The organism is Pseudomonas mercuritolerans (assembly GCF_025706525.1).
In the GTDB taxonomy this organism is placed as follows: Bacteria; Pseudomonadota; Gammaproteobacteria; order Pseudomonadales; family Pseudomonadaceae; genus Aquipseudomonas; species Aquipseudomonas mercuritolerans.
The window spans coordinates 932,771-958,409 of sequence record NZ_JAMSHA010000001.1 but is presented as its reverse complement, the minus strand read 5'-3'; the positions used below and the strand labels follow the sequence as shown (position 1 = coordinate 958,409).

Genomic DNA, 25,639 nt, shown 5'->3' with positions numbered 1-25,639 from the left:
TATTTAACTGAATTGTTGCCCGCCGAGGACACATGATGAACGACGATATGAACGCGCAAGACGACCAGGCACTGGCCGATGAATGGGCTGCTGCCCTGGAAGAAACCGGTGATGCCGGCCAGGCTGACATCGATGCGCTGCTGGCCGCCGACGCCGGCACTTCCAGCTCCAACCGTCTGCCGATGGAAGAGTTCGGCAGCGTGCCGAAGAACAACGATCCGGTGACCCTCGACGGTCCGAACCTGGACGTGATCCTCGATATTCCGGTGTCGATCTCGATGGAAGTCGGCAGCACCGACATCAACATCCGCAACCTGCTGCAGCTCAACCAGGGTTCGGTAATCGAGCTCGATCGTCTGGCCGGTGAGCCGCTCGACGTGCTGGTCAACGGCACCCTGATCGCCCACGGCGAAGTAGTGGTGGTCAACGAGAAGTTCGGCATCCGCCTGACCGACGTGATCAGCCCAAGCGAACGCATCAAGAAGCTGCGCTGAGTGAAAAGGTTACTCTGGACTCTGCTGGCATTGCCGTTGAGCGTACTGGCCGTCGAGCCGGGCGCAACCACTGCTGCGCCTGCCGCCACCGCGCCAATGGTCAACAGCGGCGTGGCCGGTCAGTTGACGCAACTGGTGTTCGGTTTGCTGCTGGTGCTGGGCTTGATCTTCTTCCTCGCCTGGCTGCTGCGCCGCGTGCAACAGGCGGGGCCGGCGGGCAAGGGCCAGGTGATCGAATTGATCGGCTCACGCGCGCTCGGCCCGCGTGACCGCTTGATGCTGGTGCAGGTCGGTAACGAGCAGATTCTGCTCGGCCTCAGCCCCGGCACGATCACCGCGCTGCATGTGCTCAAAGAACCGGTCGAAGTCCCCAGCGCCAGTGAAAAAGCGACGCCGGAATTTGCTCAGCATCTGCTGAAAATTCTCGGCAAGGACCAAAAGGATACGAAGTAATGGGTGCGCTCCGCATCGTCTTGACGCTGGTCCTGTTGCTGGCCGCGCCGCTGGCGTTCGCCGCCGATCCATTGTCGATCCCGGCGATCACGCTGGGCACCAATGCCGACGGCGCGCAGGAATATTCGGTCAGTCTGCAGATCCTGCTGATCATGACCGCGCTGAGTTTTATTCCAGCGGCGGTCATTCTGATGACCAGTTTCACGCGGATCATCATCGTCTTCTCGATCCTTCGTCAGGCCCTCGGCCTGCAACAGACGCCGTCGAACCAGATCCTCACCGGCATGGCGCTGTTCCTGACGCTGTTCATCATGGCGCCGGTGTTCGACCGGGTGAACAACGACGCGCTGCAACCGTATCTGGCGGAAACCCTCACCGCCCAGCAAGCGGTGGAAAAGGCCCAGGTGCCGATCAAGGACTTCATGCTCGCGCAGACCCGCACCAGCGATCTGGAGCTGTTCATGCGCCTGTCCAAGCGCACCGACATCGCCAGCCCGGATCAGGCGCCGCTGACCATTCTGGTGCCGGCGTTCGTGACCTCCGAGCTGAAAACCGCCTTCCAGATCGGCTTCATGATCTTCATCCCGTTCCTGATCATCGACCTCGTTGTCGCGAGCGTGCTGATGGCCATGGGTATGATGATGCTCTCGCCGCTGATCATCTCGCTGCCGTTCAAGATCATGCTGTTCGTGCTGGTCGATGGCTGGGCGCTGATCATCGGTACTCTGGCCAGCAGTTTTGGAGGTGTTTCGCCATGACGCCGGAAGTCGCGGTCGATATCTTTCGTGAAGCCCTGTGGCTGACCACCATGATGGTCGCCATCCTGGTGGTGCCGAGCCTGCTGGTCGGCCTGCTGGTGTCGATGTTCCAGGCCGCCACGCAGATCAACGAACAGACCCTGAGCTTCCTGCCGCGTCTGCTGGTGATGCTGGTGACCCTGATCATTGGCGGTCCGTGGATCGTGCAGACGTTCATGGAGTACATCATCCAGCTGTACAAAAACATTCCGATGGTCATCGGCTAAGCCATGCAATCGCTGCTTCAGCTGACCGACACCCAGATCAGCACTTGGGTGGCGTCGTTCATGTTGCCGCTGTTTCGCGTGGCGTCGATGCTGATGGTCATGCCGGTGTTCGGCACCACTCTGATTCCGCGTCGCGTGCGTCTGTATTTCGCCGTGGCGATCACCGTGGTCATCACCCCGGCGCTGCCGCCGATGCCCGCCGTCAGCCCGCTCGACCTCAGCGGCCTGCTGCTGATCGGCGAGCAGATTCTGGTCGGCGCCGTACTGGGCTTTTCCCTGCAACTGTTCTTCCAGGCCTTCGCCGTCGCCGGGCAGATTGTCGCGGTGCAGATGGGCATGGGCTTCGCCTCAATGATCGACCCAACCAACGGCGTTTCGGTGGCGGTGATCGGGCAGTTCTTCACCATGCTGGTGACGCTGCTGTTCCTGTCGATGAACGGCCACCTGGTAGTGTTCGAAGTCCTCACTGAAAGCTTCACCACTTTGCCGGTCGGCGGCGGTTTGATGGTCGAGCATTACTGGGAACTGGCCGGCAAACTCGGTTGGGTGCTCGGCGCCGCGCTGTTGCTGGTGTTGCCGGCCGTCACCGCACTGCTGGTGGTCAACATCGCCTTTGGCGTGATGACCCGCGCCGCGCCGCAACTGAACATCTTCTCGATCGGTTTTCCGCTGACCCTGGTGCTCGGCCTGTTCATCGTCTGGGTGGGGCTGGCGGACATTCTCAACCAGTATCAACCGCTGGCCAGCGAGGCCCTGCAGTTGCTACGCGAACTGGCACGGGCGCGCTGAGTCATGGCAGAGAGCGAGAGCGGTCAGGACAAAACAGAAGACCCCACGGAGAAACGCAAAAAGGATTCCCGTGAAAAGGGTGAGATTGCCCGCTCCAAAGAACTCAACACCCTCGCCGTGATGATGGCCGGTGCCTCTGCGCTGCTGATTTTCGGCGGCATGCTCGCGCAAGAACTGATGGACGTGATGCGCTTGAACTTCACCCTGTCGCGCGAAGTGGTCATGGACCAGGGCGCCATGGGCCGGTTCTTGCTGGAGTCGGGCCTGATTGCCTTGCTGGCGATTCAGCCAGTGATGATCACCCTGTTGCTCGCCGCCGTGATCGGGCCGATCTCCCTCGGTGGCTGGCTGTTCGCCGCAAGCTCCCTGGCACCCAAGTTCAGCCGAATGAACCCGGCCGCCGGCCTCAAGCGCATGTTCTCGTTCAAGGCTGTGGTCGAACTGCTCAAGGCACTGGCGAAGTTTCTGATTACCCTGGGCGTGGCCCTGGTGGTGTTGTCTGCCGACGTCGATGACTTTTTGCGCATCGCCCACGAGCCGCTGGACATGGCAATCATCCACAGCGTTTTGCTGGTGGGCTGGAGCACGCTGTGGCTGGCCTGCGGCCTGATCATCATCGCCGCCGTCGACGTGCCGGTACAACTCTGGGAAGCGCACAAGAAACTGCTGATGACCAAGCAGGAAGTGCGCGACGAACACAAGGACCAGGAAGGCCGCCCCGAGGTCAAGCAACGCATCCGCCAGACCCAGCGCGAAATGTCCCAGCGCCGGATGATGGCCGCCATCCCCGAAGCCGACGTGGTCATCACCAACCCGACCCATTACGCCGTCGCGCTCAAGTACGACTCGGAAAAGGGCGGCGCCCCGGTACTGCTGGCCAAGGGCAGCGACTTCATCGCCTTGAAAATCCGCGAAATCGCCGTGGCCAACAACGTCATGCTGCTTGAATCGCCGGCGCTGGCGCGCTCGATCTATTACTCAACTGAGCTTGAGCAGGAAATTCCTGGCGGGCTGTATCTGGCGGTGGCGCAGGTGTTGGCCTACGTCTACCAGATCCGCCAACACCAGGCGGGCAAGGGCAAGCGGCCGGATCCGTTGAAAGATGATTTGCCGATCCCGCCGGATTTGCGTCGGGATTCCTGATGGTTACCGCTCGTCTGGAAAGTCTCTCAACCTGTCAACTCTGACAGTAGACGCCGCTATCCAACCGCGTTGCTATGCACTTGGGAATAATCCCTGAGCGCAGAGATAGAGATCATGGCAGAGCGAATCTATAAAAAACTCGAAGGAATGACACTGGACTACGTTTCAGGACAGCTGGAGCAAAACCCCAAAGAACGATCCATACGGTACACGGTGAGCTTTGACCTCGATCTCGACTTCACCCACTTCGTGCAGATGGCCAACGTTTATATCCCCGATTATCTGAACAACCCGGTCAATGCCATCAGGCCTGAACTGGACGGATTGGCTTACCACTACTCCTACAACTATCTGTTCGATAGCGCGGGCAATGTCGGACACAAAATGGCCTTGTTCGCGCTGTTCACATCGCCACGTTATTACATGGATCAATGGGCCTCGAATGCTGATCTGGAGGTGCGCTATAGCAAGCCTGCGTTTCAGATCGTCGGGCAAAAGTTGCGTATCACTGCAAGCCGGGACTTCCGATTGCTGCACAACAGCCGCCTGATCACGATCGATGATTTACCCTTAATGCAATTTCATTGGGCGCTGAACCTGTTGCAGGCTGACTTGGCCATTCCGAAAATCACAGCGCCAACGACCAAAGTCGTGCTCATGTACATGCACGAGGATTTCGTCGAGGTTGAAGGCCAATCGGTATTTCGAGGCGTGAAGTATGTCGATCGCAATCAGCTGGCTTTCGGCGAAATCACGGCCAAGCAGATACTGACTGCTTAGTAGCTCGCCCACTGATGATCTTTCCCACGGCGCAACAAAGGAATGCAGCCCGGTAAGCTCCGCTTCGCTTCCAAAGCCGAACGCAGAGCGTCCGTTGAGGCATTCACACGCGGGAGCGTGGGAACGATCATTGCGCCGTGCTACTGCGGCAATTCCAGATTATCCAGCACCCGATTCACCGCCAATTCCCCAAGCATGATCAACTGCGCGATCCCCATCAGCGTCCGCCGCTGCGATGGCTTCACCAGTCCGGCGAATTCCTGGGCGATGGTTTTAGCCGAGGCGAGGGTTTCGCAGGCGTTGGCCAACAGGTCTTCGTTTTTGGTGTCCGCGGTGACGGCGTACATGGCGCGGGGGCTGAAGGGCGGTGGGGTGGAGCCGGGTGGGCAGAGGTAGTGGTCGAGGGCGGATTCTGGCTTGGCTGTAGGCAATGGAGCAAGGATTTGTAGCCTTGAGACCGTGTCTGCAGGTGTCTTTTAAACAGCTTCGTTTAAAATCAAAAACTGCACCGGAGCTAATGGCCCCTTCGCGAGCAAGCTCGCTCCCACATTTTAGAATGCACTCCCTTCCCATGTTTGGTTTCATATTTCTTGTGATAAATGAATGCATCGCCTTTTTCACGCATTTTTCACTATTTAAAATCGAAGCATTTTATTCCCAGAAAATGTTGTCAATCCAGACTCCACCGTCGGCTTCAGGGCCTACCAGTATCTCTACATAAGCGATAAATTTTCCAGTCGCCGCTACATACGAAGATACATAGGATTGCGGGTTAATAATCACTGGGATTTGATCGTTATATAGTATTTCTCCTGTTGGGCCGCAAAATTTTATGCTTGTGCCGTATGTATGCACTGCACTGAACTCGACGCTCATTTTTTTTGCTACCCCATCGAGTTCTAACCTGAATAGGGACGAGTGATCCGCAAGCAACGTTGCAAAGCCGAAGCCGACTGGAAAGGCCTCCGTGCGATATATTTGCACATAATACTTTGAATTAGGGCTATCTCTAATGACGTGTACGGTGAAACTGTTATTGAGCTTAACGGGAATATTTTGTCTAAATACTTGCTGTGATCTTTGTTCCCAGGTTTCAAGTCCCGAAGTCATTTTTAATTTCTGAATCGTCAAGGGGAGTTTCGGGAAGGTTGTTTTGTTTATTAGATTATTGTTAGGTGCAAAGTCAGCTGTAAATACTAATGTTAGAATGCTGTCATGTTTTATTTTGGAAAGTTGATTTCTTGGTAGGGAAGCACCTAATCCGTAAGTTAAATTTTCCTCGCTGATGGTGTGGTTGGAAATCAGAGGAATAGTATGGGATGAATCGTCGTCCTCGAATCCGTATCCCATCAACTCGGCCTTTTGACCTATCTGCATACCTGTCCATGGAGCTACTTTAACTTGGGCGTCGCCCGGGAAGTCATATAGATTTAAAATATCTTCATCCGTAGCTTGGGGTACTTTCGGAGTTGGGAGTCGCGGATCTTCGTCGGCGATTTTCATAACATCAAACGTGGCCGTCGCTGATTTTTCGGCCAATTGCCCACCTCGAATCAAATCCCACCGAAATTCAATCGCCATCCCATGCCAAGCCGCCAGAAACGCAGCGCTCAATAAAATCTCTGCAATCCCACCAACAAAATCCACCACCGGAAACGGCGGCGCACCGGCCGGCGCGTTTACTTGGACGAATTGGGCTTTATCATCTGTCTGTGGTGTGAAACCTGTTACCTGCAGCTTCACTCCTGCCGGATTAGCCAAGACTTCAATAGGCACCGTTGCTGGAATCAAGGTTGGCGGTGGCAGTTCGATTGGGGCAGTACCAATCACGACAGCGGCGGCCGTATTGGAGGTACCTACCAACCCAACGCCGGGCCGGTGCACTTCATAGGTCGCCGTCACTTTACTGCCAGCGAATACCTTGTTTCTGGCCACCTCAAGGAAGCAGGGCAGTTTCCCTATGAACGGTTTCTCCTCAACGTTACCCCTGACGACCTCCACCACATCCGTGGGTTGTCCGGTATCAGTCGCGGTGTAAGTCGCTACGATTTCGTCACCCACTTCAATGCGCGGATCTTTGGTCAGCACAACCATCAGCAAGTTGTTATTCCCCAGCTTCTCCAGATCGATGATCTCGGCAACGTCACCCGGATAGTCCTCTTCCCGTTCCAGCAGGATCAGCTTCGGCAGAAGGGTGCCGTCCAAATCCTCATTCACCGTCTGCACCGGTGACCAGGGCGCATCGGTGTCTGGGCCGTTGCCGATCTGGTCGGTGACGGTGTAAGAAAAATGCAGTTTCTTGTCTTGCCGTTTCGCCTTGTCGAGAAACGCGCGGGTGACGGTGAAACAGATTTTGATGGGAGCCTCGGAGCCGGGGAATAGGGGCGCCTGGGTCGGAAGGACTCTGGGTTTTGGTTCGAGAAAGTCACCGTTGCACTTCAGCGTGATGACGTCGTGCGCCCGGCAATACGGGTACTCGACGCACACCTCGGCGCTGACGAAGTCTGGGCCGACCCCGTTCTTGATCACGTCGGGTAGCAGCAATTCGAGTTCTGAGTGGCCGCCGGGTGCGTCGTATCGATCCTTCAGGCCGGGACGAATGCGGTTGTAGTGGATCGTCAGTGTTGTGGAGGTGCCGATATTGTCGCTGCCGCGTCTGACGGTGTAGTACAGCTCGTTTATCCGGTCCGGATGCAATCGACCCCTCGGGATGCGCAAGGTGGTGCGCTTATCAGGATCGACAATGGTTTCACTGTCCAGTACCGCCGATTCCGCCTCGAGCCATAGCTCCATTACGTCATTAGGATCCATGGTGCCTGACAAGGGCGGATCCGCAAATACAATGGCGCCTTCGCCGTCGGTGACCAGATCGTAGGCCACTATGGAAAGGCCAATCATTGCGCCTTCTACTGGCACGGTGCGACCGTTGACGATTGGGGGCGCTAGCGCCAGAACGGTGTTGTCCGGTTGGGTGGATTGGCTCATCGGTGATGCTCCTGCGCGGTTGATATCTGCAGGGTTGATGAGAGCGTTAAATTGAAAATCGCACACCTGTAAGATCTGACAGTCGCGACGAATGGTCACTTCCGGAAACGACAAAAACAAAAGATCGCAGCGTTCGAAAGCTCCTACATTTGATTATGTCCGGGCAGCAACGGATGCCTCGATTGGACACCAAACGTTCGGCACCGGATGGGACGCGGAGCGTCCCGGGCTGCATTCCCACGCCGGAGCGTGGGAACGATCATGGGGCCGAGCTACTGCGGCAATTCCAGATTATCCAGCACCCGATTCACCGCCAATTCTCCGAGCATGATCAGCTGCGCAATCCCCATCAGCGTTCGGCGCTGCGATGGTTTCACCAGTCCGGCGAATTCCTGGGCGATGGTTTTGGCGGAGGCGAGGGTTTCGCAGGCGTTGGCCAGCAGGTCTTCGTTTTTGGTGTCGGCGGTGACGGCGTACATGGCGCGGGGGCTGAAGGGCGGTGGGGTGGAGCCGGGTGGGCAGAGGTAGTGGTCGAGGGCGCGGTCGGCGGCTTGGTGGAGTTTTTTTGAGTCGAGGGATTCGTAGGGGGAGGTGGGGTCGGATTCGGGCGGGTTGGGTGTTGGTTTGATCATGGTGAAGCTCCTGAGGTTATGGAGCCACTTTCCCCCTGTCGCTAAACAAGTGAAGGTGGCAGCTGTACGCAGGTTAGCGAACCGGTCTCAGGCACCCCGGTAGACCCGAAGGTCTCCCGCATACAGCCGCCATAACGTTATTGCGGGCGAAAAATCCCGCAACGAAGCCACGATCGCTGATGCACTGAGTTGGTCCGGGTCGCTAAACCCGATCGCTGATTCGTCAGCGACCGGACCACAATAAAACTCGACCCCCAGGTGCACAAGCCGGCGGATTCTGGCTTGGCTGTAGGCAATGGCGCAAGGATTTGTAGCCTTGAGACCGTGTCTGAAGGTGTCTTTTAAACAGCTTCGTTTAAATCGAAAAAATGCGCGGCATTCGATGGCCTCTTCGCGAGCAGGCTCGCTCCCACAGGGGCCGTATTCCAAATGTCCGATTGGGAATGCATTTCAAACTGTGGGAGCGAGCCTGCTCGCGAAGGGGTCAACCCAATCAGCCGATAATCCCAAGTAAAACCGCTCTATTTCATTCCCCGGCAAAAGTTGGAAAGCTTCTTGCAATAGCCGCCCTGCGTCCGTTCGGGGCGTCAAAAGTTTGCTTTAAAGGAACGGGGAAAACCGGTGGATCGCACTCAGTTATTCAATACAGCACGTACCAACGTTGCCGACCTCAGTCGAGGCAATCTGGGCGTGCCGTTGTTGCTGCTGGTCATGCTGGCGATGATGATGTTGCCGGTACCGCCGTTCCTGCTCGACGTGTTCTTTACCTTCAACATTGCCCTGTCCATCGTCGTCCTGCTGGTCTGCGTGTATGCGCTGCGGCCGCTGGATTTCGCCGTGTTCCCGACCATTCTGTTGGTGGCGACGCTGCTGCGCCTGGCGTTGAACGTGGCCTCGACGCGAGTGGTGATGCTCCACGGTCAGGACGGCCACGCCGCCGCCGGTAAGGTGATTCAGGCCTTCGGTGAGGTGGTGATCGGCGGTAACTACGTGGTCGGTATCGTGGTCTTCGCGATCCTCATGATCATCAACTTCGTCGTGGTGACCAAGGGTGCCGGGCGGATTTCCGAGGTGAGCGCGCGTTTCACTCTCGACGCGATGCCCGGCAAACAAATGGCGATCGACGCCGACCTCAACGCCGGCCTGATCGACCAGAATCAAGCCAAGTCGCGCCGTCAGGAAGTCGCCCAGGAAGCGGAGTTCTACGGTTCGATGGACGGTGCCAGCAAGTTCGTCCGCGGTGACGCGATCGCCGGCCTGCTGATTCTGTTCATCAACCTTATCGGCGGCATGGCCGTGGGTATCTTCCAGCACGGCATGAGCTTCGGCGATGCGGGCAAGGTTTACGCCTTGCTGACCATCGGTGACGGTTTAGTGGCGCAATTGCCATCACTGTTGTTATCTACAGCAGCGGCGATCATGGTGACCCGTGCTTCCGGCTCGGAAGACATGGGCAAGCAGATCAACCGCCAGATGTTCGCCTCGCCGAAAGCGCTGGCCGTGGCCGCTGGTTTGATGGCGGTGATGGGCCTGGTGCCCGGCATGCCGCACTTCTCTTTCCTGAGCATGGCGGCGCTGGCTGCGGGCGGCGCGTACCTGTTCTGGAAGAAGCAGAACGTCGCCAAGGTCGTGGCGCTGGAAGAGGTCAAGCGTCAGCAGGAACTGCTGCCGTCGCCGGCCCGCGCCATGGAAACCAAAGAGCTGGGCTGGGACGACGTGACGCCGATCGACATGATCGGCCTGGAAGTCGGCTATCGCCTGATTCCGCTGGTGGACCGCAATCAGGGTGGGCAATTGCTCGCGCGGATCAAGGGCGTGCGCAAGAAGCTCTCGCAGGATCTGGGCTTTTTGATGCCGACCGTGCACATCCGCGACAACCTCGATCTGGCGCCGAGCGCTTACCGCCTGACGCTGATGGGCGTGATCCTCGCCGAGGCCGAGATCTACCCGGATCGCGAACTGGCGATCAACCCCGGCCAGGTCTACGGCTCGCTCAACGGTATCAACGCCAAAGATCCGGCTTTCGGCCTCGAGGCGGTGTGGATCGAAATCAGCCAGCGCGCCCAGGCGCAATCGCTCGGCTACACCGTGGTCGACGCCAGTACCGTGGTCGCCACGCACTTGAACCAGATTCTCTACAAGCACTCCAGTGAGCTGATCGGCCACGAAGAAGTGCAGCAACTCATGCAATTGCTGGCCAAGAGTTCGCCGAAACTGGCGGAAGAACTGGTGCCGGGCGTGGTTTCGTTGTCGCAGTTGCTCAAGGTCCTGCAAGCGCTGCTCGCCGAACACGTGCCGGTGCGCGACATCCGCAGCATCGCCGAAGCGATCGCGAACAACGCTGCCAAGAGTCAAGATACCGCCGCGCTGGTCGCCGCTGTGCGGGTCGGCGTATCCCGTGCAATCGTCCAAAGCATTGTAGGCACTGAGTCCGAGCTGCCTGTAATCACATTGGAACCAAGGTTGGAACAGATATTGCTCAATAGTCTGCAGAAGGCAGGACAAGGCTCGGAAGAGGGCGTTCTGCTGGAGCCGAGCATGGCCGAGAAGCTGCAGCGTTCGTTGATCGAAGCGGCCCAGCGTCAGGAAATGCAAGGCCAACCGGTGATCCTGCTGGTAGCAGGCCCGATTCGCGCGATGCTCTCGCGCTTCGGTCGCCTCGCAGTGCCAGGCCTGCATGTACTGGCCTACCAGGAAGTACCGGACAACAAGCAAGTGACCATCGTTGCGACAGTAGGGCCCAACGGCTGAGGTAGTGGTTTATGCAAGTTAAGCGTTTTTTCGCCGCCGATATGCGTCAGGCCATGAAGCTGGTTCGCGATGAGCTGGGCGCTGATGCCGCCATCATCGGCAACCGCCGCATTGCCGGCGGCGTCGAGTTGACGGCGGCTCTGGATTACAAATTGTCGGCGCTGGCGCCACGGGTTCCGAACATGGAACTCGAAGACGAGCTGCGCAAGACCCAGTCGCGCATCGTCACCGCCCAGGCCGAGCTGAGCCTGCGTGGCGAAGCCGACGGCAACACCAATCAGCAGTTGTTCGCCGGGCTGCCGTTGACCGCAGGCCTGCCGCTGACTGCTGCCGAGCCGCTGAGCGAGCCGACCTACGCCGCACCGACGCGCCCGGCCGCAGCACCTGCGCAGGCCTCGGCGGGTGTCGATCCGCGTGCGCTGGAGTCGATGCGTTTTGAATTGAACAGCCTGCGCGAGCTGATGGAAGTGCAGCTCGGCACCCTGGCCTGGAATCAGCTGCAAGGCAGCCGTCCGGCCCAGGCCAATCTGTATCGCCGTCTGCAGCGAATCGGCCTGTCCGGCCCGCTGTCGCGCGATCTGTTGGCGATGATTACCGATATCGAAGAGCCGCGTCAGGCCTGGCGCATGCTGCTGGCGCATTTGGCGCGGATGATTGCCGTACCGGAAGTCGAGCCGCTGGAAGAGGGCGGTGTGATTGCCATGGTCGGCCCTGCCGGCATGGGCAAGACCACCACGCTGGCCAAGCTCGCCGCGCGTTACGTGCTCAAGTACGGCGCGCAGAATGTCGCGCTGGTCAGTATGGACAGCTTCCGCATCGGCGCGCAGGAACAACTGAAAACCCTTGGGCGCATCCTCAACGTGCCGGTAACGCACGTCGATCCGGGCCAGTCGCTGGTGCAAGCATTGGATCCACTGCTACGCAAACGCGTGGTTTTGATCGATACTGCCGGCCTGCAAGCCAGTGATCCGGCGTTGCGCATGCAGCTTGAGAGCCTGGCCGGGCGTGGCATTCGCTCAAAAAATTATCTGGTCCTGGCAACCACCAGCCAGAAACAGGTTCTAACCGCCGCTTATCACAGTTACAAGCGTTGCGGGCTGGCCGGCTGCATCCTGACTAAACTGGATGAAACGGCCAGTCTCGGCGAAGTGTTGAGCCTGGCGATCAGTCATGAATTGCCGGTCGCGTACCTGACCGATGGCCCACGGATTCCGGATGATTTGCATCTGCCGCGCCGTCATCAACTGGTCAGCCGCGCCGTCAGCGTGCAAATGCAGGAAGAACCCAGCGAAGAAGCCATGGCTGACATGTTCGCTGACATCTATCACAGCCCGACCAAGCAGGTTGGCTGAGGTAATCATGAACAGTTTTTGTACCTACATCGATGGTCTGCCACGCATTGTTCCGATCAGGAACGCGCAGCCAGTAATGTGGCCTCCGTCTATGCAAGACAAGGTAAAGAAATAACATGGGCAGCATGCATCCCGTACAGGTGATCGCGGTGACCGGCGGCAAAGGTGGCGTCGGCAAGACTAACGTGTCAGTGAACTTGTCGCTGGCGCTGGCAGAGCTTGGCCGTCGGGTCATGCTGCTGGACGCCGACCTGGGCCTGGCGAACGTCGACGTTCTGCTGGGGCTGACACCCAAGCGCACTTTGGCCGACGTTATCGAAGGCCGTTGCGAACTGCGCGACGTGCTGTTGCAGGGCCCGGGCGGGATTCGCATCGTGCCGGCGGCCTCCGGCACGCAGAGCATGGTGCACCTGAGCCCGGCGCAACACGCCGGCCTGATCCAGGCGTTCAGCGACATCGGCGACAATCTCGACGTGCTGGTGATCGACACCGCTGCGGGTATTGGTGACTCGGTAGTCAGTTTCGTTCGTGCCGCCCAGGAAGTGTTGCTGGTGGTCTGCGACGAGCCGACTTCGATCACCGACGCTTACGCGCTGATCAAGTTGCTCAACCGCGACTACGGCATGAACCGCTTCCGCGTGCTGGCCAACATGGCGCAGAGCCCGCAGGAAGGGCGCAACTTGTTCGCCAAGTTGACCAAGGTCACGGATCGCTTCCTCGACGTCGCCCTACAATACGTCGGCGCCGTGCCGTACGACGAAAGCGTGCGCAAGGCGGTGCAGAAGCAGCGCGCCGTCTACGAAGCCTTTCCCCGTTCCAAGTGCGCGCTGGCCTTCAAGGCCATCGCCCAGAAGGTCGACACCTGGCCGCTGCCCGCCAACCCGCGCGGGCATCTGGAATTTTTCGTCGAGCGTCTCGTGCAGCAAACCGCAGGGCCTGTGATATGACCGCCAGTGGCATGAATCTTTACAAAAAGTCGGCGCGTGACGCGCAATACGAATTGATCGAGCGCTACGCGCCACTGGTCAAGCGCATTGCCTATCACTTGCTGGCGCGCCTGCCGGCCAGCGTGCAGGTCGAAGACCTGATCCAGGCCGGGATGATCGGTTTGCTCGAAGTCTCGACCAAATACGACGCCAGCAAAGGCGCCAGTTTCGAAACGTACGCGGGCATTCGAATCCGCGGCGCGATGCTCGATGAAGTGCGCAAAGGGGATTGGGCACCACGCTCGGTTCACCGTAATACCAGGATGGTCAGCGACGCGATTCGCTCGATTGAAGCTAAAACCGGCCGTGACGCTAAAGATCACGAGGTTGCGGCCGAACTCCAATTGAGTCTCGACGATTACTACGGGATTCTGAATGACACCTTGGGCAGTCGCCTGTTCAGTTTCGACGACCTCTTGCAGGACGGCGAACACGAAGGGCTGCACGAGGATGGCGCCAGTGCTCATATGGAGCCGTCACGCGATCTGGAAGATGAACGCTTCCAGGCGGCGCTGGCGGACGCGATTGCCAATTTGCCGGAGCGTGAGCGACTGGTGTTGGCGCTGTACTACGACGAAGAGCTGAACCTCAAGGAAATCGGTGAAGTCCTTGGCGTCAGTGAATCGCGGGTCAGCCAGTTACACAGCCAGTGCGCGGCCCGTCTGCGGGGGCGTTTGGGGGAGTGGCGAGCGCGCTGAAGGCAGTGTGGGGACACTGCGAAACGAGGCTGGTGCGGTGATGAACGGCGCCGGTCTCGATCCGTTGTGCTCCAGACAAACTTTAAGTGCTGCGCCGATTGATTGAAGTGGCGCGTCCAGGTGCTGGGCGCGTTTAAGACTGCTTGGAGGTCGAATTGAACAAAGACATGAAAATCCTCATCGTTGATGACTTCTCAACGATGCGGCGGATCATCAAGAACCTGCTGCGCGATCTTGGGTTCACCAACACCGTCGAGGCCGACGATGGCACCACTGCCATTCCGGTGCTCAACAGCGGCAGCATCGACTTTCTGGTAACGGACTGGAACATGCCGGGCATGACCGGTATCGACCTGCTGCGTCACGTGCGCGCCGATGAAAAACTCAAGCACCTCCCGGTGTTGATGGTGACTGCTGAAGCCAAGCGCGAGCAGATCATCGAGGCCGCCCAGGCCGGTGTGAACGGTTACGTGGTCAAACCTTTCACGGCTCAAGCGTTGAAAGACAAAATCGAGAAGATTTTCGAACGCATCGGCTGATGAATGCGCGGGGGAGCTATGGAGCATAACGAATCATCACAGGGCGATTTCGAATCGACCCTGAAAAAACACGCGGTCGAACTGGTCGAGAGCCTTGAAAAAGGCAGGTTCGGCGACGCGGTGCAACTGATCCATGAGCTCAATCAGACCCGTGACCGCGGCCTGTATCAGGAAGTGGGCAAGCTCACACGTGAACTGCACAGTGCGATCGTCAATTTCCAGATCGATCCGCACATGCCGCAGGCTGAGGAAGTGTCGCAAATCACCGACGCCACCGAACGCCTGGGCTATGTGGTCAAGCTGACGGAAGCCGCGGCCAACCGCACCATGGATCTGGTGGAAAGCGCCACGCCGGTGGTCAACAGTCTCGCTGATGAAGCGCAGACGTTGAGCGCCGATTGGGGCCGCTTCATGCGTCGCGAGGTCGGGGCTGAAGAGTTCCGCGAACTGGCGCGCCGGGTCGACGGTTTTCTGTCACGCAGCAGCACGGACAACCGTGCGGTGTCGAGCAACCTCAACGACATCCTGCTGGCTCAGGATTACCAGGACCTCACAGGTCAAGTGATCAAGCGTGTGACCCAACTGGTCACCGAAGTCGAAAGCAATCTGCTCAAACTCGTGCTCATGGCCAGTCAGGTCGACCGCTTTGCGGGCATCGAACATGACCGCGCCGCAATGCTTGCTGAAAAAGATCCACAAAAACATCTCTCGCAGGGTGAAGGTCCGCAGATTCATGCCGATAAACGAGAAGACGTTGTGTCCGGTCAGGACGATGTGGACGATTTGTTATCCAGCCTTGGATTCTAGAGTTTCGGAATTCGGGTTTTTTGGGTTTTTAGACCTGTAGGAGCACCCCATTAATGAGCTTCGGCGCCGATGAAGAGATCCTTCAGGATTTCCTGGTTGAGGCCGGCGAGATTCTTGAGCAACTGTCCGAACAACTGGTCGAGCTGGAAAGCCGCCCGGATGATGCAGATCTGCTCAATGCAATTTTTCGCGGTTTCCACACTGTAAAAGGGGGCGCCGGCTTCCTTCAGCTCAATGAGCTGGTGGAGTGCTGTCACATCGCCGAAAACGTGTTCGACATCCTGCGCAAGGGTGAGCGTCGCGTTGATGCAGAACTGATGGACGTGGTGCTCGAAGCACTGGACGCGGTGAACAGCATGTTCAGCGAAGTCCGTGAACGTGCACCGATCACCGCTGCCACGCCGGAACTGCTGGCCGCGCTGGCGCGTCTGGCCGAGCCGCAATCGGCGGATGAAGCCGTTGCCGCGCCAGTGGAAGTGGTGGAAGAACCGGTCGCCGAAAGCGCATCGGACGACATCACCGATAACGAATTCGAACAACTGCTGGACTCGCTGAATGCCGTCAAGGCCCAGGCCCAGGCCGAGGCCCCGGCCGCTGCTGTGGCGCCCGCGCAGGTTGCCGACACGGCGGCCAGCGATGAAATCACCGACGCCGAATTTGAATCGCTGCTCGATCAACTGCACGGCAAAGGCCAGTTCGCTGTCGATGCGGTCGCTCCAGCGGCGCCAGCAGCTCCGGCAGCGCCTGCCAAGGGCGACAGCTCGGACATCACCGACGACGAATTCGAAGCCTTGCTCGATCAGTTGCACGGCAAGGGCAACTTCGCCGTTGACGCGCTGGAATCGGCCATCGCTTCGGCGCCGGCAGCACCTGCTGCACCGGCCGCCGCTGCGGCCGGCAGCGACCTGATCAGCGATCACGAATTCGAATCGCTGCTCGACGAATTGCACGGCAAAGGCAAGTTTGACGCCAGCGCTGCGACTGCTGGCTCCGCATCAAGCGTCGCCACGCCTGCCGCCAAGGCACCTGCTGCAGCCGCTGCGCCGAAACCTGCGGCCAAGCCTGAGCCGAAAGCCGAAGCGCCGAAACCGGCCGCCGCGGCTGCACCGGCACCGGCACCGGCCCGTGCGCCAGCCGCTGCCCCGGCAGAAAAACCGGCCAGCGAAGCAGAAACCACCGTGCGCGTCGATACCGCGCGGCTCGACGAGATCATGAACATGGTCGGCGAGCTGGTGCTGGTGCGTAACCGTCTGGTGCGCCTGGGCCTCAACAGCGGCGACGAAGCCATGTCCAAGGCCGTGTCGAACCTCGACGTGGTCACCGCTGACCTGCAGACCGCCGTGATGAAGACGCGGATGCAGCCGATCAAGAAGGTCTTCGGGCGCTTCCCGCGTCTGGTTCGTGACCTCGCACGGCAGCTCAAGAAAGAGATCAACCTGGAACTGGTGGGTGAAGAAACCGACCTCGACAAAAACCTTGTCGAGGCCCTGGCCGACCCGCTGGTCCACTTGGTGCGCAACGCTGTCGACCACGGCATCGAGTCGCCAGAAGAGCGCGAAGCATCGGGCAAGGCCCGTGGCGGTCGCGTGGTGCTGGCGGCCGAGCAGGAAGGCGACCATATCCTGCTGTCGATCTCTGACGACGGCAAAGGCATGGACCCGAACGTCCTGCGTTCGATCGCGGTAAAACGCGGTGTGATGGACAAGGACGCGGCCGATCGCCTGAGCGATACCGAGTGCTACAACCTGATTTTCGCCCCGGGTTTCTCGACCAAGACCGAGATCTCCGACGTGTCCGGCCGTGGTGTCGGCATGGACGTGGTGAAGACCAAGATTTCCCAGCTCAACGGTTCGATCAACATCTACTCGACCAAGGGCCAGGGTTCGAAGATCGTCATCAAGGTGCCGCTGACCCTGGCGATCATGCCGACGCTGATGGTCATGCTCGGCAATCAGGCGTTCGCGTTCCCGCTGGTCAACGTCAACGAAATCTTCCACCTCGATCTGTCGACTACCAATGTCGTCGACGGTCAGGAAGTGGTGATCGTGCGCGACAAGGCGCTGCCATTGTTCTACCTCAAGCGCTGGCTGGTCAGCTCCGCCGCTCACGAAGAGCAGCGCGAAGGCCATGTGGTGATTCTTTCGGTGGGCACACAGCGGATCGGCTTTGTCGTCGATCAACTGGTCGGCCAGGAAGAAGTGGTCATCAAGCCATTGGGCAAAATGCTCCAGGGAACTCCGGGCATGTCCGGCGCCACCATCACCGGTGACGGCCGCATTGCGCTGATTCTCGATGTTCCAAGCATGCTCAAGCGTTACGCCACAAAGCGTATTTGAATCCGGGGCGGCGGCGCGATGACGCGCCGCTGCACCTAATGGAGTGTTTATGGCAGTCAAAGTCCTGGTGGTGGACGATTCGGGTTTTTTCCGCCGCCGCGTCTCGGAAATTCTTTCGGCGGATCCGAGCATCCAGGTGGTCGGTACGGCCACCAACGGTAAAGAGGCGATCGATCAGGCCATGGCGCTCAAGCCTGACGTGATCACCATGGACTACGAGATGCCAATGATGGACGGCATCACGGCAGTGCGGCACATCATGCAGCGCTGCCCGACCCCGGTGTTGATGTTCTCCTCGCTGACCCACGAAGGCGCGCGGGTAACCCTCGATGCGCTGGACGCCGGCGCGGTGGATTTCCTGCCGAAGAATTTCGAAGACATCTCGCGCAATCCCGAGAAGGTCAAGCAACTGCTGTGCGAGAAAGTCCACAGCATCTCGCGCAGCAATCGTCGTTTCAGTGCCTACAGCGCGCCGGCTCCCGCCGCTGCGCCAGCGCCGACGCCTGCGCCGGCAGCGTCGAGCTACGGCAGCCACACGAGCCACAGCAGCCCTGTCCCGGCACGTCCGGCGCCTGCGCCAGCGCCTGCTCGCGCATCCGCTGCCAGTGCTTCGTCGTCGGCGCCGAAACGCAAAGCCTACAAACTGGTTGCCATCGGCACTTCGACGGGCGGCCCGGTCGCACTGCAACGCGTGCTTACGCAGTTGCCGGCGAACTTCCCTGCGCCGATCGTGCTGATCCAGCACATGCCGGCGGCGTTCACCAAAGCGTTTGCCGAGCGCCTCGACAAGCTCTGCCGCATCAGCGTCAAGGAAGCCGAGGATGGCGACATCCTGCGTCCGGGCCTGGCGCTGCTGGCACCGGGTGGCAAGCAGATGATGATCGACGGCCGTGGCGCGGTGAAGATTCTGCCGGGTGACGAACGTCTGAATTACAAGCCGTGCGTGGACATCACGTTCGGTTCTGCAGCCAAGTCCTACGGCGACAAAGTTCTGGCAGTGGTGCTGACCGGCATGGGCGCCGACGGCCGCGAAGGCGCGCGTCTGCTCAAGCAGGGTGGCAGTTCGGTATGGGCGCAGGACGAAGCAAGCTGCGTGATCTACGGCATGCCGATGGCCATCGTCAAAGCCGATCTGGCTGACGCGGTGTACGGTCTGGACGACATCGGCAAGCACATCGTCGAGGCGTGTATCTGATGGATGTTCTCAGCCTTATCGGCCTCATCATGGCGTTCGTCGCCATCATCGGCGGCAACTACCTTGAAGGCGGCCACCTCGGCGCGCTGGCCAACGGCCCGGCGGCGCTGATCGTGCTGGGCGGCACGGTCGGCGCCGCGCTGCTGCAATCACCGATGAGCGCGTTCAAGCGCGCCATGCAGATTCTCGGCTGGATCTTCTTTCCGCCGCGTGTCGACCTGGCCGGCGGCATCGACCGCGTGGTCAATTGGAGCCTGACGGCGCGCAAGGAAGGCCTGCTCGGCCTCGAAGGCGTGGCCGACGCCGAACCTGACAGCTATTCGCGCAAGGGCCTGCAACTGCTGGTCGACGGCGCCGAGCCGGAAGCCATTCGGAGCATTCTCGAGGTGGATTTCTACACCCAGGAATCCCGCGATATCGAAGCGGCCAAGGTGTTCGAAAGCATGGGCGGCTACGCGCCGACCATCGGCATCATCGGTGCGGTGATGGGCCTGATTCACGTGATGGGCAACCTCGCCGATCCGTCGCAACTGGGTAACGGCATTGCCGTGGCGTTTGTCGCGACCATCTATGGCGTGGCCAGTGCCAACCTGATTCTCTTGCCGGTCGCGGCCAAGCTCAAGTCCATCGCGCTGCGGCAGTCGCGTTATCGCGAAATGTTGCTGGAAGGAATTCTGTCGATCGCCGAAGGTGAAAACCCTCGTTCCATTGAGTTGAAGCTGCAAGGCTTCATGGACTAAGGGAATAACCTCATGGCTCGTCGTCGCCACCAGGAAGAACACGTCAATCACGAGCGCTGGCTCGTGTCCTACGCGGATTTCATCACTTTGCTGTTCGCGTTTTTCGTGGTGATGTACTCGATCTCGTCGATCAACGAAGGCAAATACAAAGTCATTTCCGAAGCGCTGATCGGCGTATTTACCGACTCCGATCGCTCGCTCAAACCGATTCCGATCGGCGACGAACGACCGAAAACCGTGACCCCGGCCAAGCCGCTGGTCAAGGATGCCGAGCAGGTCGACGCCGGTATTTCCGGGGCCAGCGATCCGCTGAAAAGCATCGCCGATGACATCAGCGCCGCGTTCGGTGATTTGATCAGCTCCAACCAGATGACCGTGCGCGGCAACGAGTTGTGGGTCGAGATCGAACTCAACTCCAGCCTGTTGTTCGGCAGCGGCGACGCCATGCCGAGCGACATCGCGTTCAACATCATCGACAAGGTTGCGGCCATCCTCAAACCGTTCGACAACCCGATCCACGTCGAAGGCTTCACCGACGATCAACCGATCCGCACCGCGCAGTACCCGACCAACTGGGAACTGTCCTCGGCGCGCTCGGCGAGCATTGTGCGCATGCTCGCCATGCAGGGCGTGAACCCTGGGCGACTGGCGTCGGTGGGCTACGGCGAATTCCAGCCAGTGGCCAACAACGCCACGGTCGAAGGCCGGGCGAAGAACCGTCGAGTGGTACTGGTGGTGTCGCGCAATCTCGATGTGCGCCGCAGCCTCACCGGCACCGGAACCGCCAATGCGCAACCGGATGCGGCGTTGAAGCGCGCTGGCACACAAACTGCACCGACCCCGGTCAAGACGCCGGGACGCGAGAGTGCCGTCAATTCTCCGTCGCCCGCATTAACACGCTGAAGCATGTCTCGGCCAGCCAATCTGGCCGGGAGGAACGAACTGAATGAGAGTCTGGGCAGTCGCCAATCAAAAGGGTGGTGTCGGTAAAACCACATCCTCCATCGCTTTAGCCGGATTGCTGGCCGAGGCGGGCAAGCGCGTGGTTGTGGTCGATCTCGACCCGCACGGCTCGATGACCAGCTATTTCGGTTACGACCCCGACAGTCTGGAACACAGCAACTACGACCTGTTTCTGCACAAGGGCAGCGTGCCGCAAGGCCTGCCGGGGCAGTTGCTGCTGTCGACCAGCGACGAACGCATTTCCCTGTTGCCATCGAGCACCGCACTGGCCACTCTTGAGCGGCAGTCGCCGGGGCAGAGCGGCCTGGGCCTGGTGATCGCCAAGAGTCTGGCGCAACTGTGGCAGGACTTCGATTACGCGATCATCGACAGCCCGCCGTTGCTCGGCGTGCTGATGGTCAATGCGCTAGCGGCGAGCCAGCAACTGGTGATCCCGGTGCAGACCGAGCACCTCGCCGTGAAAGGTCTGGAGCGCATGGTCAACACCCTGGCGATGATCAATCGCTCGCGCAAACAACCGCTGCCGTTCAGCATCGTGCCGACCCTGTTCGACCGCCGCACGCAGGCGTCGATGGGCACCCTGCGCGTGCTGCGCGACAAATTCCCCGAGGATATCTGGCACGGCTACATCCCGGTCGATACCCGGCTGCGCGACGCCAGCCGCGCCGGTGTCACGCCTTCGCAATTCGACGGCAAGAGCCGCGGCGTGCTGGCCTACCGCGCGCTGCTCAAGCACCTGCTCGCGCAGCAACTTGTTCCGCAGGTGGCCTGAGCATGATCTTTATTCGTGTAGGAGCTGCCGCAGGCTGCGATCTTTCGATCTGGCCTGTCAGTGCTCCTGAAAAGATCAAAAGATCGCAGCCTTCGGCAGCTCCTACAGGGAGTCGCGCATGAGCCGGCCGGTAAAGCTGACTTCACGTCCGCAACAGGCCCTGCAGTCCTATCTGGAAGACCTGCTCCTCGACCTGCCCGAGGACTTGCCTGCGCCGGTCGAAGCACTGCCGCCAGTCGTCGAACAGGCGCAGCCTGAAGTGGTGGAAAGCACCGAGGCCATGGACGAGTTCCAGGCCGCGGTGCTGGAAGAACAGGCCCGCGACGCGCGGAAATCCGTCGCTCCGATTGCCGCGCCTGCTGCTGCCCCCGTGGCCAAAGCACCGGTGGCGCTGATCGACGAACCGCGTGCGCCACTGTCGACACTGGCGCCGCTGCTGCAAACACAATTATTGACCGTGCCGGAACCCGAACCGGAGCCAGAACCCGCGCCGCAGATTGCTGAGCCGCAGGTGCTGGTCCCGCCGCTGGTGGAAGTGCACCTGCCGCCAAACAACCCGCCGCCACCGGTCGAGCCCGATGGCCGTCCGGCCTGGGCTGCCGAAGCCTTCGAATGCTTGCTGTTCGATGTTGCCGGGTTGACCCTGGCGGTGCCGCTGGTGTGCCTCGGCTCGATCTATTCGCTGGCCGGCCACGAGCTGACGCCGCTGTTTGGTCAGCCGGAGTGGTTCCTCGGGATTCTGCCGAGCCAGGCCGGTAATTTGAAAGTCTTGGACACTGCGCGCTGGGTCATGCCGGATCGCTACCGCGATGACTTCCGGCAGGGCCTGCAATACGTGATTTCGGTACAAGGTTACGAGTGGGGGCTGGCGGTGCATCAGGTCAGCCGCTCGTTGCGCCTGGACCCGAATGAAATCAAATGGAGAAGTCACCGGGGTCAGCGGCCATGGCTCGCCGGCACCGTGATCGAGCACATGTGTGCATTGCTTGACGTATCCGCACTGGCCGAGTTGATCGCCAGCGGCGGGGCAAAGCACTTGAGCGGCAACAAGCCGCTACATAAACCGACATAGCAGCCGACATAACAATCAGGCGATGGCATTTTTTTCAATGCCACCACACAGAACACACACCGCCCGGGGCGGTTTTTTCGAGGGGTCAGGGTATGAGTAGTCAGGCGTCGAATGCAAAAGGTTCTGAAGATCCGATCCTGCAATGGGTGACCTTCAAACTGGATAACGAAACCTACGGCATCAACGTGATGCGCGTGCAGGAAGTGCTGCGCTACACCGAAATCGCGCCGGTACCGGGTGCACCGAGCTACGTGCTGGGCATCATCAACCTGCGCGGTAACGTGGTCACCGTGATCGACACCCGTCAGCGCTTCGGCCTGCACAGCGGCGAGATCAGTGACAACACCCGTATCGTCATCATCGAAGCCGACAAGCAAGTCGTCGGCATCATGGTCGACAGCGTGGCCGAAGTGGTTTACCTGCGTCAGTCGGAAATCGAAACCGCACCGAACGTCGGTAACGAAGAATCGGCCAAGTTCATCCAGGGCGTGTGCAACAAGAACAACGAGCTGCTGATTCTGGTCGAGCTGGACAAGATGATGAGCGAAGAAGAATGGTCGGAACTGGAGAGCATCTGATTTGATTCTCGAGGTTGCGGTAATTGTTCTGTTCCTGTTCTGGGCCGGTACGCTGGCGATGTTCGTCTCGTACATCAAGGCGCAGCGAGTGATCGCTGCGCAGCAGGCCCAGGGCGATGCGCTGCGTGATCAGCGCATCAAGGAACTGGCCAAACGCGTCGACGACTACCAGAACGGCAACGTGCGCATGGGCGAAGCCCTGCACGAGTTGCGCGCGGTGGTAAGCCCGTTGCCGGACAAGATCGTTGCCCTGGAACAACGCGACCCGTCGAGCCTGTCATTCGCCCAGGCGGCGAAACTGGTGGGCATGGGCGCCAGCGTCGATGAACTGACTCAGTCGTGCGGCTTGACCCAGGCTGAGGCGGAGTTGATGCGCAAGCTTCATAAAAACAGCTAGGAGCTTCGAGCTTCGAGCAGCAAGCAAGATCAAAAGATCGTTCCCACGCGCAGCAAAGGCATGCATCCTGGGACGCTCCGCGTTCCGCCGATTCGCGAGCAGGCTCGCTCCCACATTTGGTCACGGTCGAATGTGGGAGCGAGCCTGCTCGCGAAGGCGTCTTTGAAACCTCAATAATCATCCCCGCGTGCGGTGATGTCCTTCTCGACCATCGGCGCGTTCGGGTCCTGTCCCTCGGGGAATTTACCCTTCAGGTTCCAGGCAAACGCGATGATCTCGGCGATGGTGCGGTAGAGCTCTTCGGGGATGCTGTCGCCCAGTTCCATCCTCGCCAGCAGGCGCACAAGTTCGGCGTTCTCGTAGATCGGCACTTCGTAATCGCGGGCGATGCGCAGGATTTCTTCGGCCAGTTCCTCGTCGCCCTTGGCGGTAAGGGTCGGGGCGTGGTTGCCGTCGTATTTGAGGGCGATGGCCTGGCGTGGGGCAGTGGAATCGTTCATGCGGTTTCGTCAACCCAGCGGTGTTCGAGGCGGGTTTGGTTGCCTTGCGGCGGTGTGCCGTGGTGGCAGTCGAGGTCGCCGACGTTGAGCCCGGAATCGAGCAAGCGCTGGCGCAAGGCAAACAGATTGTTTTCGATCAGGTCGGCGGTGTACGGCCGCTCGGCCCACAGCTGACTGGACAGGCTGCCGGCGATCAGTTGCGCCTGAATCTGCATCGGCCCGAGCGGTTCCAGATCGAAGGCCAGATCAACGCGCCACAGTTGCTGTTTGGCTTCGCGCTCGTCGCGGCGTTCATGCGGCTGCGGTTCGCGCTCCGGCGCTTCTTCGCGCTGGAATTTGACCTGCAGCGGCACGATGTCTTGCAGATTACGCATGGGGATTTCCAGCTGCCAGGTGCTGAGCAGGCGGCCATCGTCGGTGACGCCGGTCTGCTCCAGGCTCGACAGCTGATGGCTCTGCAGACGCGACACCGCAGCGGCGGCGAGGCGCAGCAGTTGTTCGAGATCACCTTCGCCTTCGAGTTTCGCCAGCAGTCGTTCGGGCAACGGGAAGCTGCTGGGCACCGGTTTGGCGCTGACCTGGCCGAGGGTGCCGAGGGCGTTCCGGACGAAACTCGGCAGCGCTTGCGCCAAGGTGTTGGCGGCGATGATCGCATTGAAATTGGTGTTGCTCGGCAGGCCCGGGGTCAGTTGCGCGATCAGTTTGAGCAGGTCGGCCTTCATGTCCGGGGCGAGCGTGGGATTTTGTCCGCCGAGCAATTTCGCTTCGAGGAACGCGCCGCTGTTGGCCAAGGCCAGCGCCACGCCTTTGGCGGTGCTCATTTGCTGCACGTCCGGCAGGCTGGCGAGCAGCTTGTCGACCACCGCGCGCAGATCGGCCGAGGTCTGGTCAGTCGCCGGCGGCAGATTTTGCAACATCTTCAGCAGGCCATCGAGCGAGCCCTGGCGGCTTTGCTGGCCGAGCAATTGCTGACTGACCGCCAATTGTTCCTGACGGCTGCTCAGCGGCACGAATTTAAGGGTCTGCGCGTCCTGCACCTGCGCCGACAACAAGGTGCCGATGCGCAGTGGTTGCGGGCTGTCGACGGTCAAGGTGCTGCCGCTCAACGCGGTGTTGAGCAGGGTGACCATCGAGCGAAATACCGCCGCTTGTCCCGGCGTTTGCGGCAGGGCTTGCGAGGTCACGACTTTGCCTTGCAGCAGGGTGCCGGCGGGCAATTGCGCGGTATCGATGCGGGTGAGGGTGGCGACGCTGCTGGCGATCGCTTGCTGCACGGTGATCGCCAGATTGCCGGCCGACGGCTGAGTGATCGCCAGGTTGGTGCCCTGTGGCAACGGCAGATTGCTGCTGGCCTGCACGGTGGTCTGGCGACCGCTGTCGAGGGTCACTTTGAGCAGCAATTCAAAGGTCTGGTCGGCCTGCTTGAGCGATAACACCTCGGCCTTGGCGCTTTGCCCGGCGCCGATTAAGCCCTCCACCGGCGTCAGCAGCTTGAGCAGTTCACCCATCTGCGGGCGAGCGCTCGCCGGCACGGTGGGTGGCAGCGGGAGGATGTTCATTTCGCCTGTCATACGCGGACACAACCTGAGGAAATTGCGCTCTTGAGAGTAAGGCACGGCATGTATAATGCCGCGCGTCGTGCGCTTCGTTCAA

Annotated in this window: 26 protein-coding genes; 21 read left to right on the top strand and 5 right to left on the bottom strand. The window is 59.9% G+C overall.

Features of this window, described 5'->3' with window-relative positions:
* Nucleotides 1-35 precede the first annotated feature (35 nt).
* The 7 genes from fliN (at nt 36) to ND528_RS04450 (ending at nt 4,683) form a co-directional block, all read left to right on the top strand.
* Entirely contained in the window at nt 36-494 is a 459-nt protein-coding gene (gene fliN, locus ND528_RS04480) for a flagellar motor switch protein FliN (protein WP_016771070.1), read from the top strand.
* Nucleotides 495-947 carry a flagellar biosynthetic protein FliO gene (fliO, locus tag ND528_RS04475; RefSeq protein ID WP_130912802.1) on the top strand — a complete coding sequence of 151 codons (453 nt, stop codon included), beginning with the start codon at nt 495-497 and terminating at the stop codon, nt 945-947.
* Nucleotides 947-1,705, top strand: a complete 759-nt coding sequence (gene fliP, locus ND528_RS04470) for a flagellar type III secretion system pore protein FliP (protein WP_016771068.1) — start codon at nt 947-949, stop codon at nt 1,703-1,705. Before fliO ends, fliP begins: the two co-directional genes overlap by 1 nt.
* On the top strand, nt 1,702-1,971 hold the full coding sequence (fliQ, locus tag ND528_RS04465) for a flagellar biosynthesis protein FliQ (RefSeq protein ID WP_016771067.1): 270 nt from the start codon (nt 1,702-1,704) through the stop codon (nt 1,969-1,971). The genes fliP and fliQ overlap by 4 nt, the downstream gene beginning before the upstream one ends.
* Before the next feature lie 3 nt (nt 1,972-1,974).
* Nucleotides 1,975-2,760, top strand: coding sequence for a flagellar biosynthetic protein FliR (fliR, locus tag ND528_RS04460; RefSeq protein WP_039761194.1), 786 nt, complete (start codon nt 1,975-1,977; stop codon nt 2,758-2,760).
* 3 nt (nt 2,761-2,763) lie between these two features.
* The gene (gene flhB / locus ND528_RS04455) at nt 2,764-3,903 is read left to right on the top strand and encodes a flagellar biosynthesis protein FlhB (protein ID WP_263469773.1); all 1,140 of its coding nucleotides are present in this window, start codon (nt 2,764-2,766) and stop codon (nt 3,901-3,903) included.
* 114 nt (nt 3,904-4,017) lie between these two features.
* Nucleotides 4,018-4,683 (top strand): hypothetical protein, encoded by a 666-nt coding sequence (locus ND528_RS04450; protein WP_263469772.1) that lies wholly within the window; start codon nt 4,018-4,020, stop codon nt 4,681-4,683.
* Nucleotides 4,684-4,823: 140 nt separating this feature from the next.
* Here ND528_RS04450 and ND528_RS04445 read toward each other — a convergent pair whose 3' ends face one another.
* The 3 genes from ND528_RS04445 to ND528_RS04435 form a co-directional block, all read right to left on the bottom strand.
* Nucleotides 4,824-5,126, bottom strand: coding sequence for a DUF6124 family protein (locus ND528_RS04445; protein ID WP_408005027.1), 303 nt, complete (start codon nt 5,124-5,126; stop codon nt 4,824-4,826).
* A gap of 208 nt (nt 5,127-5,334) precedes the next feature.
* On the bottom strand, nt 5,335-7,668 hold the full coding sequence (locus ND528_RS04440; RefSeq protein WP_263469771.1) for a hypothetical protein: 2,334 nt from the start codon (nt 7,666-7,668) through the stop codon (nt 5,335-5,337).
* Between the two features lie 272 nt (nt 7,669-7,940).
* The gene (locus ND528_RS04435; protein ID WP_024012116.1) at nt 7,941-8,300 is read right to left on the bottom strand and encodes a DUF6124 family protein; all 360 of its coding nucleotides are present in this window, start codon (nt 8,298-8,300) and stop codon (nt 7,941-7,943) included.
* 621 nt (nt 8,301-8,921) lie between these two features.
* Between ND528_RS04435 and flhA the strand changes: the two genes are divergently transcribed.
* The 14 genes from flhA to ND528_RS04365 all read left to right on the top strand — a co-directional run bounded on the left by flhA (nt 8,922) and on the right by ND528_RS04365 (nt 23,486).
* On the top strand, nt 8,922-11,051 hold the full coding sequence (gene flhA / locus ND528_RS04430; protein WP_016771062.1) for a flagellar biosynthesis protein FlhA: 2,130 nt from the start codon (nt 8,922-8,924) through the stop codon (nt 11,049-11,051).
* 11 nt (nt 11,052-11,062) lie between these two features.
* Nucleotides 11,063-12,403: a flagellar biosynthesis protein FlhF gene (flhF, locus tag ND528_RS04425; RefSeq protein WP_217863999.1), complete on the top strand. Its 1,341-nt coding sequence runs from the start codon at nt 11,063-11,065 to the stop codon at nt 12,401-12,403.
* 116 nt (nt 12,404-12,519) lie between these two features.
* Nucleotides 12,520-13,350 carry a flagellar synthesis regulator FleN gene (gene fleN, locus ND528_RS04420; RefSeq protein WP_016771060.1) on the top strand — a complete coding sequence of 277 codons (831 nt, stop codon included), beginning with the start codon at nt 12,520-12,522 and terminating at the stop codon, nt 13,348-13,350.
* On the top strand, nt 13,347-14,087 hold the full coding sequence (fliA, locus tag ND528_RS04415; RefSeq protein WP_016771059.1) for an RNA polymerase sigma factor FliA: 741 nt from the start codon (nt 13,347-13,349) through the stop codon (nt 14,085-14,087). Before fleN ends, fliA begins: the two co-directional genes overlap by 4 nt.
* A gap of 167 nt (nt 14,088-14,254) precedes the next feature.
* Nucleotides 14,255-14,626 carry a chemotaxis response regulator CheY gene (locus ND528_RS04410; protein WP_024012118.1) on the top strand — a complete coding sequence of 124 codons (372 nt, stop codon included), beginning with the start codon at nt 14,255-14,257 and terminating at the stop codon, nt 14,624-14,626.
* Between the two features lie 18 nt (nt 14,627-14,644).
* On the top strand, nt 14,645-15,433 hold the full coding sequence (locus tag ND528_RS04405) for a protein phosphatase CheZ (protein WP_042607546.1): 789 nt from the start codon (nt 14,645-14,647) through the stop codon (nt 15,431-15,433).
* A 53-nt stretch (nt 15,434-15,486) separates the two neighbouring features.
* Nucleotides 15,487-17,769, top strand: coding sequence for a chemotaxis protein CheA (locus ND528_RS04400; protein WP_263469770.1), 2,283 nt, complete (start codon nt 15,487-15,489; stop codon nt 17,767-17,769).
* A gap of 49 nt (nt 17,770-17,818) precedes the next feature.
* A complete protein-coding gene (locus tag ND528_RS04395; RefSeq protein WP_137216008.1) occupies nt 17,819-18,964 on the top strand; it encodes a protein-glutamate methylesterase/protein-glutamine glutaminase in 1,146 nt (381 codons plus the stop codon).
* Entirely contained in the window at nt 18,964-19,704 is a 741-nt protein-coding gene (locus ND528_RS04390; protein ID WP_016771055.1) for a flagellar motor protein, read from the top strand. The genes ND528_RS04395 and ND528_RS04390 overlap by 1 nt, the downstream gene beginning before the upstream one ends.
* 12 nt (nt 19,705-19,716) lie before the next feature.
* Nucleotides 19,717-20,607: a flagellar motor protein MotD gene (gene motD / locus ND528_RS04385; protein ID WP_016771054.1), complete on the top strand. Its 891-nt coding sequence runs from the start codon at nt 19,717-19,719 to the stop codon at nt 20,605-20,607.
* A gap of 43 nt (nt 20,608-20,650) precedes the next feature.
* Nucleotides 20,651-21,439 (top strand): ParA family protein, encoded by a 789-nt coding sequence (locus ND528_RS04380; RefSeq protein ID WP_039763606.1) that lies wholly within the window; start codon nt 20,651-20,653, stop codon nt 21,437-21,439.
* Nucleotides 21,440-21,557: 118 nt separating this feature from the next.
* Entirely contained in the window at nt 21,558-22,511 is a 954-nt protein-coding gene (locus ND528_RS04375) for a CheW domain-containing protein (protein WP_263469769.1), read from the top strand.
* Between the two features lie 92 nt (nt 22,512-22,603).
* Complete coding sequence (locus ND528_RS04370) at nt 22,604-23,089, top strand: chemotaxis protein CheW (RefSeq protein WP_016771050.1); 486 nt, start codon at nt 22,604-22,606, stop codon at nt 23,087-23,089.
* Nucleotide 23,090: 1 nt separating this feature from the next.
* Nucleotides 23,091-23,486 (top strand): DUF2802 domain-containing protein, encoded by a 396-nt coding sequence (locus ND528_RS04365; RefSeq protein ID WP_263469768.1) that lies wholly within the window; start codon nt 23,091-23,093, stop codon nt 23,484-23,486.
* Nucleotides 23,487-23,656: 170 nt separating this feature from the next.
* Here ND528_RS04365 and ND528_RS04360 read toward each other — a convergent pair whose 3' ends face one another.
* Together ND528_RS04360 and fliK are read right to left on the bottom strand one after the other, a co-directional pair.
* Entirely contained in the window at nt 23,657-23,986 is a 330-nt protein-coding gene (locus ND528_RS04360) for an EscU/YscU/HrcU family type III secretion system export apparatus switch protein (protein ID WP_041479625.1), read from the bottom strand.
* Nucleotides 23,983-25,557 carry a flagellar hook-length control protein FliK gene (fliK, locus tag ND528_RS04355; RefSeq protein ID WP_123442834.1) on the bottom strand — a complete coding sequence of 525 codons (1,575 nt, stop codon included), beginning with the start codon at nt 25,555-25,557 and terminating at the stop codon, nt 23,983-23,985. The genes ND528_RS04360 and fliK overlap by 4 nt, the downstream gene beginning before the upstream one ends.
* Between the last annotated feature and the right edge of the window lie 82 nt (nt 25,558-25,639).